Origin of the sequence: Nocardia brasiliensis ATCC 700358 (assembly GCF_000250675.2) — a bacterium.
Taxonomy (GTDB): Bacteria; Actinomycetota; Actinomycetes; order Mycobacteriales; family Mycobacteriaceae; genus Nocardia; species Nocardia brasiliensis_B.
This window is the reverse complement of sequence record NC_018681.1, coordinates 851,118-868,369: the sequence shown is the minus strand read 5'-3', so window position 1 is coordinate 868,369 and position 17,252 is coordinate 851,118. Positions and strand designations below refer to the sequence as shown.

Annotated in this window: 17 protein-coding genes; 14 read left to right on the top strand and 3 right to left on the bottom strand. The window is 68.8% G+C overall.

Annotated features, from left to right (window positions below; genetic code table 11):
- Window positions 1-168 precede the first annotated feature (168 nt).
- From O3I_RS03980 to O3I_RS03955, 6 genes are all read left to right on the top strand, one after another.
- Window positions 169-756, top strand: coding sequence for a TetR/AcrR family transcriptional regulator (locus O3I_RS03980; RefSeq protein ID WP_014981607.1), 588 nt, complete (start codon window positions 169-171; stop codon window positions 754-756).
- Between the two features lie 48 nt (window positions 757-804).
- Window positions 805-1,140: a YciI family protein gene (locus tag O3I_RS03975; RefSeq protein ID WP_014981606.1), complete on the top strand. Its 336-nt coding sequence runs from the start codon at window positions 805-807 to the stop codon at window positions 1,138-1,140.
- Window positions 1,137-2,354, top strand: coding sequence for an RNA polymerase sigma factor (locus O3I_RS03970; protein WP_014981605.1), 1,218 nt, complete (start codon window positions 1,137-1,139; stop codon window positions 2,352-2,354). The genes O3I_RS03975 and O3I_RS03970 overlap by 4 nt, the downstream gene beginning before the upstream one ends.
- Before the next feature lie 101 nt (window positions 2,355-2,455).
- A complete protein-coding gene (locus O3I_RS03965) occupies window positions 2,456-2,947 on the top strand; it encodes an SRPBCC family protein (RefSeq protein WP_014981604.1) in 492 nt (163 codons plus the stop codon).
- A gap of 94 nt (window positions 2,948-3,041) precedes the next feature.
- Window positions 3,042-3,404, top strand: coding sequence for a PadR family transcriptional regulator (locus O3I_RS03960; protein ID WP_014981603.1), 363 nt, complete (start codon window positions 3,042-3,044; stop codon window positions 3,402-3,404).
- A gap of 2 nt (window positions 3,405-3,406) precedes the next feature.
- Entirely contained in the window at window positions 3,407-4,768 is a 1,362-nt protein-coding gene (locus O3I_RS03955; RefSeq protein WP_014981602.1) for a permease prefix domain 1-containing protein, read from the top strand.
- A gap of 43 nt (window positions 4,769-4,811) precedes the next feature.
- Here O3I_RS03955 and O3I_RS03950 read toward each other — a convergent pair whose 3' ends face one another.
- Entirely contained in the window at window positions 4,812-5,687 is an 876-nt protein-coding gene (locus O3I_RS03950; RefSeq protein ID WP_014981601.1) for an alpha/beta fold hydrolase, read from the bottom strand.
- Between the two features lie 103 nt (window positions 5,688-5,790).
- Here O3I_RS03950 and O3I_RS03945 point away from each other — a divergent pair, with 103 nt between their 5' ends.
- The 5 genes from O3I_RS03945 (at window position 5,791) to O3I_RS03925 (ending at window position 13,044) form a co-directional block, all read left to right on the top strand.
- Window positions 5,791-9,045: an AfsR/SARP family transcriptional regulator gene (locus O3I_RS03945; RefSeq protein WP_014981600.1), complete on the top strand. Its 3,255-nt coding sequence runs from the start codon at window positions 5,791-5,793 to the stop codon at window positions 9,043-9,045.
- 297 nt (window positions 9,046-9,342) lie between these two features.
- Window positions 9,343-10,509 (top strand): alpha/beta fold hydrolase, encoded by a 1,167-nt coding sequence (locus tag O3I_RS03940; RefSeq protein ID WP_041562401.1) that lies wholly within the window; start codon window positions 9,343-9,345, stop codon window positions 10,507-10,509.
- Window positions 10,510-10,656: 147 nt separating this feature from the next.
- Window positions 10,657-11,151: a hypothetical protein gene (locus O3I_RS03935; RefSeq protein ID WP_014981598.1), complete on the top strand. Its 495-nt coding sequence runs from the start codon at window positions 10,657-10,659 to the stop codon at window positions 11,149-11,151.
- Between the two features lie 87 nt (window positions 11,152-11,238).
- Window positions 11,239-12,246 (top strand): adenylate/guanylate cyclase domain-containing protein, encoded by a 1,008-nt coding sequence (locus O3I_RS03930; RefSeq protein WP_014981597.1) that lies wholly within the window; start codon window positions 11,239-11,241, stop codon window positions 12,244-12,246.
- A gap of 54 nt (window positions 12,247-12,300) precedes the next feature.
- On the top strand, window positions 12,301-13,044 hold the full coding sequence (locus O3I_RS03925) for an RluA family pseudouridine synthase (protein WP_014981596.1): 744 nt from the start codon (window positions 12,301-12,303) through the stop codon (window positions 13,042-13,044).
- 12 nt (window positions 13,045-13,056) lie between these two features.
- Here O3I_RS03925 and O3I_RS03920 read toward each other — a convergent pair whose 3' ends face one another.
- On the bottom strand, window positions 13,057-13,704 hold the full coding sequence (locus O3I_RS03920) for a TIGR03086 family metal-binding protein (RefSeq protein ID WP_014981595.1): 648 nt from the start codon (window positions 13,702-13,704) through the stop codon (window positions 13,057-13,059).
- 86 nt (window positions 13,705-13,790) lie between these two features.
- On the opposite strand from O3I_RS03920, the gene O3I_RS03915 reads away from it, so the two are divergent.
- From O3I_RS03915 to O3I_RS03905, 3 genes are all read left to right on the top strand, one after another.
- Complete coding sequence (locus tag O3I_RS03915) at window positions 13,791-14,228, top strand: MarR family winged helix-turn-helix transcriptional regulator (RefSeq protein WP_014981594.1); 438 nt, start codon at window positions 13,791-13,793, stop codon at window positions 14,226-14,228.
- A gap of 164 nt (window positions 14,229-14,392) precedes the next feature.
- Window positions 14,393-15,172: a metallophosphoesterase gene (locus tag O3I_RS03910; RefSeq protein WP_014981593.1), complete on the top strand. Its 780-nt coding sequence runs from the start codon at window positions 14,393-14,395 to the stop codon at window positions 15,170-15,172.
- Between the two features lie 73 nt (window positions 15,173-15,245).
- The gene (locus O3I_RS03905) at window positions 15,246-15,923 is read left to right on the top strand and encodes a hypothetical protein (RefSeq protein ID WP_014981592.1); all 678 of its coding nucleotides are present in this window, start codon (window positions 15,246-15,248) and stop codon (window positions 15,921-15,923) included.
- Between the two features lie 12 nt (window positions 15,924-15,935).
- On the opposite strand, the gene O3I_RS03900 is transcribed toward O3I_RS03905, so the two are convergent.
- A complete protein-coding gene (locus O3I_RS03900) occupies window positions 15,936-16,994 on the bottom strand; it encodes an AraC family transcriptional regulator (RefSeq protein WP_014981591.1) in 1,059 nt (352 codons plus the stop codon).
- Window positions 16,995-17,252 lie beyond the last annotated feature (258 nt).

Here is a 17,252-nt window from a genome sequence, read left to right as displayed (position 1 = left end):
GCGACAGCCGTTTCCCGGCACGATACATGTGTATCGTAACCCTGTCGGTTGTACTCGCATCTATGTCAGTGGCCGACTTCACACCACACGCGCCGCCGCGTGGCGGAGCGGGCAGCCGGTGCCATTACCCGACGTAAGATCTGCGGACAGTCGACGAACCGAGAGCTGATGCTGAACCCACGGGCAACCAACGATGACCTGACCGCCAAGGCGCGCATCCGCAACGCGGCCATGGATCTGTTCGCCCAGTACGGCGAATCCCGGGTCTCGCTGCGCGCCATCGCCGCCGAGGCCGGTGTCACCCTCGGCCTGGTCCAGCATCATTTCAAGACCAAAGCGGGGCTACGCGACGCGGTGGACCAGCTGGTCGGCGAGTACTTCTATCAGGCCGTGCACTCGATTCCGGGCAGCGGCACGCCCGCCGAGGTGGCGTCCGCGCGCGACGAGGCGGTGCGGGAGATGCTGCGGGAGAATCCCGCCGTGGTGAACTATCTGCGCCGGGCCCTTCTCGAACCGGAGCCCGCGCAGTCACAATTCCTGGAGCGACTGGTGGAACTCGTTCGCTCCGAAGTGGTTTCGCTGCGCGAGGCCGGGCTCGCCTCCACCCGGCGGCGCGAATCCACACAGGTGATCGCGATCCTGGTGCGCCAGCTCGGCGAGCTCTTGCTGGCCCCGCTGATCGACGCGGTCTGGGATCGGGTCGCCGCCCCGGGCGACAGCGCCAAGCCGCACCTGTCGATCACCATCGAGGATTGATCCACGTCTTCCGACGCTGGAACCGGGCGGGTCGGGCATATTGAGGACATGAAATATGTGTTGCTGATCTGCGACGACGAGAGCTCCGCGCCGAGCATGGCCGAGATCGCGGCGGATCCGGCGCATCAGGCCTTCTCGGCGGAGGTCGCGCGGCGCGGTCGCAGCCTGGGCGGCGCGCGGCTGCGACCGGTGGCGACTGCGACGACCGTGCGGGTGCGCGAGGGCGAAACGCTGGTGTCCGACGGCCCGTTCGCCGAAACGAAGGATTTCATCGGCGGCATCGACATCATCGAATGCGCGGATCTGGACGAGGCGATCGAACTGGCGGCGCTGCACCCGTACGCGAGCCGGGGCTGCATCGAGGTCCGCCCCGTGTGGGAATGACTGCGCCGCAAGAAGTTCGGGCCGCGGTTGCCGCGGCTTACCGCGACGAGTGGGGCCAGGTGGTGGCCACGCTCATCGGCTGGACCGGGGACTGGGATCTCGCCGAGGACTGCGCGCAGGACGCGTTCGCCACGGCGCTGACCACCTGGCCGCGCGACGGGATCCCGAGCCGCCCGGGGGCCTGGCTCACCACGACGGCGCGCAATCGCGCGACGGACCGGCTCCGGCGCAACACCGCGACAGCCACGAAGGTGCGCGAGCTCGCGGTGCTGGCCAGGGATCCGCTCGAACCGCACCCGGAAGCAGTGCCCGACGAGCGGTTGCGGTTGATCTTCACCTGTTGCCATCCGGCGCTGCCGTTTCCGGCCCGGGTCGCCCTCACCCTGCGCACGCTGATCGGCCTGACCACCGCGGAGATCGCGAAGGCCTTTCTGACCGCCGAGTCCACGATGGCGCAGCGCCTGGTCCGGGCCAAACGCAAGATCGTCGAAGCCGGTATCCCGTACCGGGTTCCGCCCGCGGAGTTGCTCCCGCAGCGGCTCGCCGCCGTCCTCGCGGTGCTCTATCTGATCTTCAACGAGGGCTACGACGACGCGGACGGTCACCGCGGACTGACCGCCGAGGGCATCTACCTGACCCGGGTCCTGGTCCGGTTGCTGCCCACCGAGCCGGAGGCGCGCGGACTGCTCGCCCTGATGCTGCTGCTCGAGGCGCGGCGCGCGCAACGCACCGACGACGGAATGCTGGTCACGCTCGAACACCAGGACCGGTCCGGGTGGGATCACGCGCTGATCGCCGAGGGCGTGCGGACACTGGACGAAGCCTTGGCTGCCCGGCGACCAGGGCCGTATCAGGTGCAGGCCGCGATCGCCGCCTGCCACGCGACCGCACCCGACGCGGCGGCCACCGATTGGCCGCAGATCGCGGCGCTCTACGGCGAACTCGCCCGGCTGGCGCCGTCACCGGTGGTCGACCTCAATCGCGCGGTGGCGGTGGCGATGGCGGACGACATCCCGGCCGGGCTCGCCCTCATCGAGGAGATCGACGCGTCCGGTCGGCTGGACGGCTACTACCTGCTGCCCGCCGCCAGAGCCGATCTGCTGCGCCGGGACGGCCGCGCCGCGGAGGCCGCCATCGCCTATGAGGCGGCCCTGAAACTGGCTCCGACCAGCGCGGAACGCCGTTACCTGGCCGACCGGCTGCGCACGCTCTGAGACCGCCGCAAAAGATTTCGGAACTTTTTTCGCGCCGATGTCGATCCGGCGCGACCTCCTTCGTCGGTGGGGCGAAACCACCCGATAAGAGAGGTAAGACAATGTCGAACACCGAGCACATGACCGCCACCATGTCCGTCGACCGGACGCCGGACGAGGTCTTCGCCGCCATCACCGATGTGCGCGGCTGGTGGAACGCGAACATCATCGGCGATACCGCCGCATTGCACGACGAGTTCATCTTCAACGACGACTTCGCGTACGCGGGGGAAACCGTCAAGGAGAAGAAGGGCATCCGCTTCAGCCGATTCCGGATCACCGAGGTCGTGCCCGGCCGGCGGATGGTCTGGCACGTCGTGGATTCGTGCCTCACCTTCGTCGATGACCAGCACGAGTGGACCGACACCCATGTCGTCTTCGACCTCGTCCCCACCCCCGGCGGCACCACGCTGAACTTCACCCACGAGGGCCTGAACGCCGAATCCGAATGCTTCGAGTCCTGCTCGCGCGGCTGGACCTTCTACATCACCACCAGCCTGCCGCAACTGATCACCACCGGCACCGGCCAACCCATCCTGCGCTACCACTCCTGACCCCACCTCCGACGCCGCGCCGGGACAATTCCTGGCGCGGCGTCATACCTAGAGCTACTATCCCTAGCAGATCTAGGGTTAGGAGGTGGGTGGCGTGCACATACCCAAGGATTTGGTGGCGGCCTCGGCGACGCCGCTGGTACTGGGCATCTTGGCGCGGCAGGAGAGCTACGGGTACGCGATCCTGAAGCAGATCAGCGAGCTGTCCGGCGGGGAGCTGGAGTGGAGTGACGGGTTGCTGTACCCGCTGCTACACCGGCTGGAACGAATCGAGCACATCGAATCGTTCTGGGACACACCCGAGGGCGGCCGACGGCGGAAGTACTACCGCATCACCGAGCAGGGACGCCGGGAACTGGTCCAGCATCGACGGCAGTGGGCGGCGGTGGTCGAGGCCCTCGACGGGATCTGGCAGCTGGCCCAGGGACCGATGACCGCACGTCCGGCGGAGGCGTAACCATGAGCGCGGACAGCGAACTCGAAGCGCAGATCGCGCAGTGGCGCGGCTACATGCGGCGCAGGCGGGCGGTGGCCACGACCGACACCGACGAGCTGGAAGACCACCTGCGCAGCACCATCACCGAGCTGACCGGTCTCGGCCTGAAACCGGACGAAGGATTCCTCGTCGCGGTGAAGCGGATGGGCAGCCAAGACGAACTGTCCCGGGAATTCGCCCGCGAGCACTCGGGGCGATTGTGGAAACAGCTTGTGCTGACGCCTGATTCGGACTCACCGACCGCGACGGGAGACCGGACGACACTGCTCACCATGGTGGGGTGCGCGGCGGCCGCCGCGGTCGCCATCAAAGTGCCGTCCCTGTTCGGCGCGGGCTTCGACGAGAACCCGGAACTCTATGCCAGAAATATCGCGCTGTTCGGACTCGCGCCGCTCGCAGCGTATTTCGCGATCCGGCGCCGGCTCGATCCGCGCATCGTCGCGGTACTGGCACTGGTGTTCGTGATCGGCGCGGTCGGCGCGAACGCCTATCCGTTGGACAGTTCGTCACAGTCGTTGGTACTCACCGCCATTCACCTGCCGCTGGCACTGTGGCTGGTGACCGGCGTCGCGTATATGGGCGGCGACTGGCGGTCGGACCGCAGGCGAATGGATTTCATCCGCTTCACCGGCGAATGGTTCGTCTACTTCGTGCTCATCGCGCTGGGCGGTGGCGTGCTGACGGCGTTCACCGTCGGCACTTTCAACGCCATCGGTGTCGACGCCGAGGACTTCGTCTCGATGTGGCTGATGCCGTGCGGCGCCGTCGCCGCGGTCGTCGTCGCGGCCTGGCTGGTGGAGGCGAAGCAGAGCGTGGTCGAGAACATGGCGCCGGTGCTCACCAGGGTGTTCACGCCGCTGTTCACGGTCGCGCTGCTGGCGCTGCTGATCGGAATCGGGTTGAGCAGCACCGGGATCGATGTGGATCGCGACGTGCTGATCCTGTTCGACCTGCTGTTGGTCGTCGTGCTCGGGTTGCTGCTCTACGCCATCTCCGCCCGGGATCCCGAAGCCGCGCCGGGATTGTTCGACAGGCTGCAATTGGCGTTGGTGGTCAGTGCCTTGATCATCGATGTGCTGGTGCTCGCCGCCATCACCGGCCGCATCACCGAATACGGTTCCACCCCCAACAAGATCGCGGCGCTCGGCGAGAACGTCATCCTGCTGACCAACCTCGCCTGGTCGGCCTGGCTGCTGTTCGGGTTCCTGCGGCGCAAGCAGACGTTCGCGCGACTGGAACGCTGGCAGACGAGATACCTTGCGGTGTACCTCATCTGGGCCTGGGTCGTGGTGCTGGTGTTCCCGCCGCTGTTCGATTTCCTCTAGTGCCCGGCGAGGTCCGCGCCCGGCGCGCGGACCTCGCCGCGGGTCAGCGGGTCAGCAACGCGCGCAGGGCCGCGGTGACGGTGGCCGGCGACTCTTCGGCCATGAAGTGACCGCAGCTCACGGTGGTGTGCTGCAGGTCGGGAGCCCAAGCGCGCCACAGTGCTTCGGCGTCGAAGCCGAGCGCAGCGCCCCAATCCTGTTGCAGGACCGCCACCGGCATACGGAGCAGGTTGCCCGCGGCACGATCGGCGCGATCGTGTTCGAGGTCGATGCCGGCCGAAGCCCGATAGTCGGCGACGATGCTGGGCACCGCCGCCGCGCACGCACGCAGATAGACCTCGCGGATCGCCGGCGGGATGGCGGCCGGATCCCGCGTCCACGCATCGAGGAAGTACCCGAAGAAGTCGTCGGACGTGGCGGCGATCATCGCCTCGGGCAGGCCCGGCGGCTGCGCCATCAGAAAGAGATGGAACCCGACCGCGGCCGTCACCCCGTGCATGACGTCCCACGTGTCGAGCAGCGGCAGCACGTCGAGCGAGGCGAGGTGGGTGACGGCCTCGGGGTGATCCAGACCGGCCCGGATGGCGACGAACGCGCCGCGGTCGTGCCCCGCCACCGCGAATCGTTCGTGGCCGAGCGCCCGGGCCACGGCGACGACATCCGCGGCCATGGTGCGCTTCGAGTACACGCCGCCGGTCTCGGCCGGCTTGTCGCTGTCGCCGTAACCGCGCAGGTCAGGGCAGATGACGGTGTGATCGGCCGCCAGGTCGGCCGCGACGTGCCGCCACATCAGGTGGGTCTGCGGGAAGCCGTGCAGCAGCACGATCGGACGGCCCGCACCGCCCACCGCGACGTTGAGTTCGACCCCGTCGCCGACGGCGATGCGGCGGTAGTCGAATCCGGTAATCTCCGATGTCATGAGGTGTCCTTCCGATGGTCGCTGGTGACGCCGGACAGTCTTTGCGCCCGCGCTCAGCACCGAATCAGCGTCGACTGAGCGCGGCCGTCGCCGGACCGGTCGCGTGACGCGGCTCAGCTTCCGCGTGCTCGGCCCCATCGGCGCCGAGCGGGCGGGCGAACCGTTACCGCTGAAGGGCCCGCGGCATCGGGCCGTGCTCGCCCGGCTGCTCGTCGCGCACGGGCGCATGGTCACCACGGATCAGCTGATCGATGACCTGTGGGAGCACCCGCCGCGGGGCGCGGTGGGTGCGCTCCAGACGTTCGTCGCAGAACTGCGGCGGCTCCTCGAACCGGGCCGCGCGCCGCGCAGCCCGGCGACGGTGCTGGTCACCGCCACACCGGGCTACGCACTACGCGCCGACACGGTGGACGCGGACGATTTCGGCGCCGCGGTCGGCCGGGCCGCCGAATTGCTGGCAGCCGGCGACAGCGCCGACGCGCTGACGACCCTCGACGGCGCGCTCGCGCTGTGGCACGGCCCCGCCTACGCCGAATTCGCCGAGCAGGGTTGGGCGCGTGCGGAAATCGATCGCCTGGACGGCCTGCGGCAGCTCGCCGCCGAGCACCGTGCGGCCGCGCTGATCGACCTCGCTCGGCCCGCCGAGGCGGTGTCCGGCCTGCATGCGCTGCTCGCCGCACATCCGCTGCGGGAACACGCCTGGCAGCTGCTCGCCCTCGCGCTGTACCGGTCGGGCAGGCAGAGCGATGCGCTGGCCGCGCTGCGCCACGTCCGCGGGCTCTTGCGTACCGAACTCGGTGCGGACCCGGGCCCCGGCCTGCAACAGCTGGAGGCGGACATTCTGGCGCACGCCCCACAGCTGCGGCCCGCCCCTGCGACGATTCGAACTCCCTCGCCCGGAACAGGTTTCCTCGGCCGGAAAGCCGAAATCGACACTTTGCGCAATGCCGCCGCAGTGGTGCGGCGCCGCGGCGTTACCCACCTCGCGCTGCTCTCCGGCGAAGCCGGTTCCGGCAAAAGCTCTCTCGCCGAGACGCTTTCGTCCCTACTGGCCGATGCCGGCTGGCGTGTCGCGCTCGGCGAGAACCCCGCGGATACCGGCGTCCCACCGGGCTGGGCGTGGACGAGGATCCGTGCAGCACTGGCGGACAGCCGATCCGATCCGGATCTGGCAGCGAGCAAGGACGAAAACGGCCCCGCGCCAATGGAATCGGAGACCGATCGGTCGCGCCCTGCCTTCGCGGGGGCCGATCCGGTCGAGGCTCGGTTCCTGTTCCACCGTGCCGCCGCTGCGGAACTGGCGGACGTGGCGCGCCGCGCGCCCGTGCTCTTGGTCTTCGACGACCTGCACAATGCCGGTGCCGAGACACTCGACCTGCTCGCCGCTCTGACCACCAGCCGAACAGCGGGCCCGGTACTCGTCCTGGCGACCTACCGCAGCACGGAGATCGGCACCGAACTCACCGCCCTGCTCGGGAAGGTGGCCCCCACCGAGCCCGTACGGATCTACCTGGGCGGGCTGTCCGAGGCCGACACCGTCGCGCTGGTGCGCGAGATAGCCGGACCAGAGGTCGCGGACAGCCATGGCTCTCGAATTCACCGGCGCAGCAACGGCAATCCGTTCTTCGTCCGCGAACTGGCGCGACTGCTGCGCGACGAAGGGACCACCGCGTTCGACGCGGTACCCGCGGGCGTCCGTGCGGTCATCCGGCATCGGATGGCCGCACTGCCGCCGGCCACGCAGACCGTGGTGCAGCAGGCCGCCGTGCTCGGCGCGGACATCGATCGAGAGGTCCTCCTCGAGGTGTTCGGGGACGCGGAGTCCGCGCTCGACGCGCTGGACCAGGCCATAACCGTCGGGCTGCTCACCGAACTGCCGGACGGCTCCCTGCGCTTCACCCACGAACTGGTCCGCGACACCGTCTACCACGAGATCAGCGGCCCACGCCGAGCCCCGTGGCACGGCGAGATCGGCAGCTTGCTCGAAAAGACCGGCACCACAGACGTTTCCGTCTTGGCGCACCATTTCATCCGAGCACAGAGCCGGGCGACCGCCGCGAGTGCCGCCGCGTACGCGAGCGCCGCCGCCCGCGCGGCCGAACAAGGCTTCGCGCTGGCGGAGGCAGTGCGGCTGTGGCGGGCGGCCCTGGCGGCCTTCGACCGATCGCCTACCCCCGATCTGTCCGCCCAACTGGCCGCGACGACGGGACTCGCGCGGGTGCTGGCGATCACCGGTGCGCTGGATGAGGCGCGGACGTTCCGCCGCCTCGCCATCACCCGTGCCGAACAGCGGGGCGACCCCGCCCTGACCGCAGAGATCCTGAGCGCGTTCGACATTCCCGCCGTGTGGACGACCAACGATGATCCCGAACTCGCCGGGCACATCGTGGCCGCCGCCGAGCGCGCGCTCACGGGGCTGCCCGCCGAGCGTCGCGAGTTGCGGGCCCGGTTGTGTACCACGCTGGCGCTGGAACTCCGTGGCACCACCGATGACCGGGGCGTACGCGCGGCCGCGGCGGCGGAGCGGATCGCCCGGGAACTCGACGATCCCGCGCTGCTGGCCTTCGCCCTCAACGGCCGCTTCATGCACACCTTCCAGCGCACCGGCCTCAGCCCGGAACGGGGCCGGATCGGCGACGAACTCGTGGCGCTCGGCGGCGCACACCGGCTGATCTCCTTCGAGGTTCTCGGCCACCTCATCGCCCTCCAATCGAGCTGTGCCACAGCTGATCTCCGAGCGGCCGCGGATCACGCGGCCGCGGCGGATCGGTTGGCGACCGAATACGAACTACCGATGGTCGGCGTGTTCACGGAGTGGTTCGCGGCCCTGCGTACCGCCCTCACCGGCAGTCCGGCCCAGGCCGAGGCTGCTTACCGCGCGGCGGCCGAAAGCCTCGGCGGCAGCGGCATGCCCGGAGTAGAACGGGGCCTGCTCCCCCTCGCGCTCTGCTGCCTGCGGCTGCGCCACGGACTGCCTATCGACCCGACCGCCACCGAGCAGTACGGGCCATATGAACCGTGGATTCGACCAATAGCCCTGTTGGACAGCGGACTTCACGAGGAGGCCACCAGCGCACTGCTGGCGACACCGGACTCGCCGCACGACCTGCTCTATGAACTCCGCACCTGCCTCACCGCGCGCGCCGCACTCGCCCTGGGCGAAGAAGTGACCATGCTCCGCTGCTACGACCAATTACTACCCGCCGCAACCGAACTCGCGGGCGCGGGTAGCGGAATGGTCACCCTGGAACCCGTCGCGCACTACCTTGCGAACCTCGCGACCGCACTCGGCCGTCCAGCGACAGAGCATCAGCGGCAAGCCCGAGTGCTGGCCGGGCGCATTCAGCAGCAGACCTGACGCGACCGCACAGACAAACGCCGTGCCCGCACGCGCCCACCGTGGGCACGATTCAGTGCACAAGCGACCGGGCGCATCGGTCCCCTGCTGCCGCGTTTGCCCGGCACCTACGACCATCGGACAACCCCGTGGCGCGGCGCGATACCGCACACTCCGGCGCGTTCGAGTCCGCTCGGCACAGCCGCACAGGTAGCGTGGGTTTGCTTACAGTTCGCCATCACACGATGTGGTAGATACACAACCGGCCTAACCTGATCTTCAACTGGACGGTCGTCCAACAAGGTGGAGAGGGTTTCGATGCGCGTTATTCGTGGTTGGAAAAGTTCCGTCGCGGTTGCCACGGCGGCGGCCTGCACCGCACTCGCCCTGCAAGCCACTCCGGCGGTTGCGGAAGCTCCGGGGATGCTGATCCAGGTGACACCGCAGGCCGACGGCTGGCACGGCATGGCCGATGGGTCGGCGATCAGCTACTGGATGACCGGCTCCGACGGCACCCCGAAGCCCGCCAGCGGTGCGCTGTTCGTCCCGCAAGGCACCCCTCCCGCGGGCGGCTGGCCGATCGTCGCATTCGACCACGGCACCACCGGACTCGGGCAGGGGTGCGGCGGCGAATCCGATCCCGGCACCGCGCCCGCCTCGCACTGGCACGAGGAAGAAGACGGGATCATGCAGCATCTCGTCGCCCAGGGCTTCGCCGTCGTGGCGCCCGATTATCTCGGTCTCGGCCTGTTCGACACCGGCCCGCACCCGTACCTCGAGCTGCGCACCGAGGCCACCGCCACCCTCGATCTGCTGCGCGCCGCCCGCTCGGCCCGGCCGGAGCTGTCCGAGACCTGGTCCGTGCTCGGCCTCTCGCAAGGCGGGCAAGCAGCCCTTGGCACCGGCCACCTGCAATCGACCTACGCGCCCGAACTCGACTTCCGCGGGACCGTCGCAGTAGACCCGGAATCCGATGTCGAGAAGGTACTTCCCATTGCGGGGCCGGGCATTCCGACGCTGCCCGGCACCAGCGAAACGCTCGGCTTCTTCTCCAGCATCCTGGCCGGACTACGCGCCGCTCGGCCAGATGTCGACGTGAATCAGTTCCTCAGCCCGCTGGGGCGCACCGTGATCGACGAGATCGGCACCATGTGCAAACCGGAGATCGAAGCCAGGGTGGACGGCCTGGGCATCGGCCAGCTGCTCTCGAAGTCGTTGTCCGACAGCACCCTTCGTGCCGCCTACGACGACTACCTGACGGTGCCGACCGCCGGCTACGACGCCCCGATCCTGCTGCTGGTCAATCTCACCGACACGACGGTCCCGTCCCCGTTGCACGGGACGCTCGCCGCTCAGCTCGCCGCGAACGGAGCCGACTTCCGCACCGTCACGGGCACCGGCACGCACACCCAGCTGAACCCCCAGATGTGGTCTGCCCTCGATGCTTTCCTCGACCACATCAAGGCCACCCCGGCCCAGCGATAGCGGACGTCGCAAGAGCGCCACTGCCCTGCCGGCGCAGGTGATTCGTGCTGAGCACCGCGCTTGGGTAATGTGCTGCGGTTGCGCCGCGTCCGGCGCGACATCGGTTGTCGCACAACCGGTTGTGTGCACCATGGGGAGGACCTCGGCATGCGGAATTTCGCTGCACCGGCCACGGTGGCGCTCGGCGCCCTTTCGATCACTTGCCTCGTCGGCTCGGGAATCGCGGCGGCCGTGCCGGATTCGGTCGAGTCGCTGGAAGTCGGCGACTGCATCAACTATTCGGATCGCTCCGGCACACCCGCCGACTGCGGTTCACTGGAAGCCAACTACCGGCTGGTGGAGAAGACCTACGGCGAATGCAGCGATCCGGCGGCCGACGTGGAGTTCTCCACCGGTGACCGCAATGGCGATGTGTCGCCGACCTATTGCTTCGTCTTCGATTGGCGGGAGGGCACCTGCTACGACTTCACCGGCAACGGCCCGTATCACAAGGTGGACTGCGCGGTGCCCGGCAACGAGATCGGCAGGGTCACCGCGATCCATCAGGGTGTCGCCGATTCCGGTCTCTGCGGGGAACGTGAAGACGCCGTGACGAACCAGCGGTTCCAGCTGACGATCTGCTACGTGCCGCCACGGCGCTGACCGACGCCGCGGCCCGGCCGCTGTGAGGTCACCCAATTGCGACGGCGTTCACACCGGCCGCGGCCGGGCCCGTCGTAAGGTACGGACATGGTGCCCACCGAGAAGTCCGAGCTGGTGCAGGCGGTTGTCGAGGCGTATCTGCTCGACGGCCCGCGGCAGTACACCCGCACCCAGGTCGCCGAGCAGTCGGACAGCACCACGACGCTGACCAAGCGGCTGTGGACCGCGCTCGGCTTCCCGGCCGGACTGGACGACGACGCCGTCGACTACACCGACGCCGATATCGCGGCGGTGGAGAACTTCCGCACCCTCGACGTCCTGTCCTCCGCCGACGCGCGGCAGCAGGCGGCGACGGCGCGCACCCTCGGCCAGGGCATGGCGCGATTGGCGGAATGGCAGGTCGATCTGGTGCTCGCCGAGATCGGCGCACGCATCGCCGCCGCGGATCCGAACGCGGACCCCATCGAAACCGTCCGCGCCGCGACCGAAGGCACCATCGCCACGCTCGAACAGCTCAACAGTTACGCCTGGCGTCGCCACCTCGCCGCGGCGCTGTCGCGTTCGCTCGACCCCGGCACCTCGGCCGGCGAGACCGTGCGCGATCTGGCGGTGGGCTTCGCGGACATGGTCGGCTACACCCGGCTGACCAGGCATCTGCACCCCGACGAGCTGTCGCTGCTGCTGGAGTCGTTCGAGTCCACCACCACCGCCGCGATCACCGAGAACGGCGGCTGGGTGGTGAAGAACGTCGGCGACGAGGTGATGTTCGCGGCCACCAGCGCTGCCGACGCGGCCCGCATCGCGCTGGCCATCCAGGAGTCGACCATGATGGTGGGCGGCACCCCGGAGCTGCGGGTCGCGGTGGCGTACGGGCCGGTGCTGCAACGGTTCGGCGACCTGTACGGCTCGGTCGTGAACATCGCGTCCCGGCTCACCGGTGTCGCACGGCCGGGCACGGTGATGATCGACGACGAGGCCGCCAACGCGCTCGACGGCGAGCCGGAATTCATCGTCAAGAACCTGCGCAGCGTGCGGGTGCGCGGATTCAACCGGCTCCGCCCGCATGTGCTGCGGCGCAACGAGAAGAAGAGCTGAGCCGGGCGCGCAACGGTCCGGCGACCGGCCGTCCGTATCCTCATCCCGGTGGAAATGGACTGGTCCGAGCTGCGCACCCGCTGCCTCGTCGCGGAGGACGACGCGATTCTGGCGTTGCACAAGCCCGCCGGCATCTCGGTCACCGGCGAGCGACACGACACCGATCTCGTCGAACTGGCGGCCGCGGCGGGTGAAACGCTCTACCCGGTGCACCGGATCGACAAGGTGACCTCCGGCCTGATCTTGTTCGCCAAGGAACTCGGTGCGCACGGCCAGTTGACCAGACAGTTCAACAAGCAGACCGCGGACAAGGCGTATCTGGCCATCGTCGAGTCGGCCGGGCTGCCCGAGACCGGGACGCTGGAGCTACCGCTCAGTGTCGGGCGCAAGAACCGGGTGCGGATCGCGGCCCCGCGCGAGTGCATCCAGCGAGTCGGCGACCGCTGGTTCGTCGACGACGCCGACCTGCTCGACACCAAGTCGTACCCGTCCACCACGCAGTTCACCACGGTGCTGCGGCGGGCGGAGCGCACGGTGCTCGCGCTGCGCCCGATCACCGGACGCCGGCACCAGATCAGGGTGCAACTGGCCTGGATCGGCCACCCCATCGTCGGCGATCCCCTCTTCGACAAATCGGGTATCCACGAGCGCACCTATCTGCATTCCTGGCGGCTCGGACTGACCGCATCCTGGCGTACGCCACCGGAACTCGCGCTCGAGGCGACACCGGACGCCGAGTTCTGGCTCCCGGTCGAGGCGACACCCGACGAGGCCGGCCGCATGCTCGCCACCCTTTAGCCACCGCCCGGATCAGTCGCGCGGCCACCGCGGGGAGCGTCCGAGCATGGCGACGATCCGGTCGAGCAGGTCCGTGGTGGACCACGGAACCGCAGGGGCGAAGGCGGCGCCGGGCGCGAGGCGGATCTCGCCCCCGGGAACGGCCGCGGCGACGGAGTAGGCGGCGTCGAGCAGGTCCGCGTCGAACTGCACGGGCAGCCCCAAAGTCTTTGCCACGTCCCAGGAATGGACGACGTAGTCGATGAAATGAAAGCTCACCGCCTGCGCGCCGGAGAACTGGAACTCGGCGCTGAATTCGGCGAGCAGAATCTTCCGGTCGAGCACCGCCGGTTCGGCGAACGCGGCGAGGACGTCCGTCGCGGCGGCCTGATAGCTCGCCACCGGGTCGGCACCGAGCGCGCGGGTCTTCCACACGGCCGGGTCGCCGTCCCCGCGCATCGCCGCGGCGAAACCGTGGTGCTGGGCGATCATGTGCGTCAGCAGGCCGTGCAGGGTCCAGTCGGCGCACGGTGTCGGCTTCCGGAGATCGGCGCCGGTCACCCGCTCGACCAGGGCGACACTGGCCCGCACCGCCTGCGCGTCCAAGGCGACGAGGTCGACCTCCTGCACCAGCGCGTCGAGGGTGCGCAATTCCGTACGGGTATCCGGATCGATGGACATCTCGGCTCTCCTCGCAGATTTCAATTGATAAGCTCATACATATCGTATGCGTGAGCTTATTATCTCGCAAGCAGTACTTTCTACCCATGTCCGAAGCACGCCGACCCGACCTCGCCGCGATGATCGCGCCACTCGGCCGCGCGCTGATGGCGGCGGAACTGCCTGTCCTGCAACGCCATGAGCTGTCGATGTGGGCGTACGCCGTCCTGCTCGGGCTCGGCCGCGAGCCCGTCTACACGCAGGCCGCACTGGCCAAGGCGATCGGCGCGGACAAGACCCGGATCATCGGCGTGCTCGACGAGTTGCAGCAGCGCGAACTCATTCGGCGTGAACCGGATCCGGCGGACCGCCGGGTGAATCTGGTGTCGCTCACCGCCGCCGGACGCGAGCTGCGCGACCGCGCCCAGCGCGATATCCAGGAGCAGGAAGAACACTGGTTGAGCCAGCTGCCCGCGGCCGACCGCCGGGTCTTCCTCCGCTCGTTACAGCGGTTGGCAGCCCTGGTCACCGACGAGCCGAACTGAACGCCGCTATGACCGCCGACACAGACCACCGCGCACGTTTTCGCTGGTGGTGAGCCTCATGGCGACGGTTAAGCCGCAGGTCAACTAGCCTTGTACCGTGTCGCGCACGGGAGGCGGGCACACTCTGACGCAACGGAGCGATCCCCCAGAGAAAGCGAACACCGATGATCTTGGTGGCTCAGGTCAGCGACACCCATTTCGATCTCGGCGCCCGCAACGCCGCCCGGGTCGAGCGGGTGATGGCCTTTCTCACCGGCCTGCGCCACAGGCCGGACGCGATCCTGGTGACCGGCGATGTCACCGATTCCGGCAAACCCGAACAGTACGAGCAGGCCAGGCGCGCCTTCGAACTCGATATCCCGGTGTACGCCATCCCGGGCAACCACGACGATCGCGCGACGTTCCGCAGCGTCCTGCTGGGCACCACTGCCTCGACCGCGCCGATCAACCAGAGCCATCGGATCGGGGATCTCACCGTCGCCCTGCTGGATTCGAGCATTCCGGGTGAGCCGAGCGGCCTGCTCACCGAGGACACCTACGCCTGGCTGCGCGACGTGCTCGCGGCGGCGCCGGCGAACAAGCCGGTGCTGGTGGCCCTGCATCATCCGCCCGCACACCTGTTCAGCCCGATCGTCGACGAGATCGCGCTGGCGGAGCCGGAGAAGCTCGCCGAGCTGGTCGCGGGCGACGATCGCATCATCGCCGTGCTCACCGGTCACGCGCATTCCGCGGCCACAACGACATTCGCGGGCCGCCCGCTGCTGGTCGCACCGAGCACCGCGTCCGTGCTCGGCGGCGAGTGGGAACTGGACCCGCCGGACCACGTGATGGACTACGCGCCGGACCCGGCGATAGCCCTGCATATCATCGACGAAAAGCACGGCCTGACAACCCATTTCCGCAGCGTGCCGATGGGCGGCCGGGTCGGCGTGCCGCCCAGCTGAACCGACGCCGTTTAGCCGCGCCGGGTCCGGGCAGTCGAGGGATAGCAGTGTCCCTCGAGCAGAAGGAACTCCGATGCCGGATCTTGCCGCGTCAGCAGTACGTACCGCCTTCGCCGCCGGAGCCCGGTTGCGGCGGGCCAGGGTCTTTCATCCGAACGGCCTGGCGCTGTCCGGGCGGCTGCGTGCCGAGGGTGAATTCACCACCCTGTTCGGCGAGGGTGACCGCGCCGTCATCGCCCGGCTGTCCAAAGGCGTCGGCACGCCGGGCGGGCTGCCCGATGTGCTCGGCTTCGCCTTCCGGGTGCTCGACAGCCAGGACCGGCCTTGGGATTTCGCGTTGGCGACCACGGGGCGCGGCGCGCTCGGCCGGTTCGTCATCACGCCGGCCCGCGGCTGGGCGCACGCGCGGTACGGCAGCCTGATGCCCTACCGGATCGGAAGCTCGGCGCCCACTTGGTTTTTCGCCGAACCCGACCCGGATCAGCCCACTACGGCCTCGCTGGCCGAACTGCGGGAGTACCTGCGCGACAATGCCCTTTCGTTCGATTTGACGGCCAGCGGCCTCGGCACGCCGACCTTCCGCTTGGCGGAGCTGACCCTGCGCCTCGCCGAACCGCAGGAACATCGGACGGACTTCTACGATCCGATGCTCAACGCCCCGGATGGTGTGGACCTGGTACCCAAAGCCGTGGGCAAGGTACGCGAATTCGCTTACGCGGGAAGCAGAGGCGGTCGCGGCGAAGAGTCCTGACCAGGGCGCAGCTCAGCGACGCAGAGCGCGTTCCCGGCGATAGGCGGCCGGAGTCGCACCGGTCCAGCGTTTGAACGCGTAGATGAAGGTGGACGACTCGGCGTAGCCGAGCCGGATCGCCACATCGCTCACCGAAAGCGGTGTGGTGGTGAGCATTTCCTCGGCCAGCGCGCGACGCACCTCGTCGAGCAGAGCGCGATAGCTGGTGCCCGCCGCGTCCAGGTGACGACGCAGAGTGCGCGTGCTGATATTGAGATCGCGGGCGACGGAATCGATTCCGGGTGGCGCGGTGAAGCCCTCCGACCCGCCGGGCACGAGCAGCGCACGCACCTCGGCGGCGATGCCGGTGCGGGCGCGCCTGCGGTGCACCAGATCCCGGCATTGCGCCAGGCACATGGCCCAGGTCTGCTCGTTCGCCTGGGGCAGCGGCTGATCCAGCACGGCCGGGTCGATGGCGAACAGATTGCGCGGCCGCCCGAAACGCGGACGCACCACCGTGACCTCTTCGATCCGGTCCGCGTATGCCGGTTCCGGGAACCGGAATTCGGCCCTGGCCAGAGGCAACTGCCTGCCGAGCAGATCGCTCATCACCTGATGCATCGCGGTGACGTCGCGCTCCACCAGGAACTGGCGCACATCGGCGGGGATCAGCTCGTCGTGCACCCACGCCACGAATTCGCCCTCGCGCCACTCGGCGACCGGCAGGCAGAAGGTGAAGCTCAGTTCGAGATAGCGCAGCGCGAACGAGATCGCCTCGCCGAGGGTCGGGCTGCTGACGCACGCGAAGCCGAAGATGCCGAAGGTGGTGATCCGATAGCGGCGGCCCACCTCCACCCCCACCGCGGGGCGCGCGGCGAGTTCGCGCACCAGATTGCGGATCACCGCGAGTTCCACATGCGCGGCGATCTGCGCGTCCGGGTCGCGCAGCAACGATTCGGTGAGCCCCGTCCCGGCGAGCATGCGCCCCGCGGGCACGCCGCGCTCCCCCGCGTACGCGACCATCAGCGCCACGCTGGCTATCCCGCGCGGAAAGTTCCAGTCACGGATCCCCGGATCCTGCACCCGTTCCACAGCGCCACACTATGCGGCCTCGCACATCCGTGACTCGCAAGCGCTCCCAGCGGCCTCGCATATTCATGACTCGCAAGCGCTCTAAGCGGCCTCGCACATACGTGACTCGCAAGCGCTCCCAGCGGCCTCGCGCATTCGCGGCTCGCAAGCGCTCCCAGCGGCCTCGCACATACGTGGCTCGCAAGCGCTCTGGACTCTGTGGCCGAATTTGTCGATCGGGTGGGTGGCGGGGACTTAGAGTGGAAGTAACTGCATTCC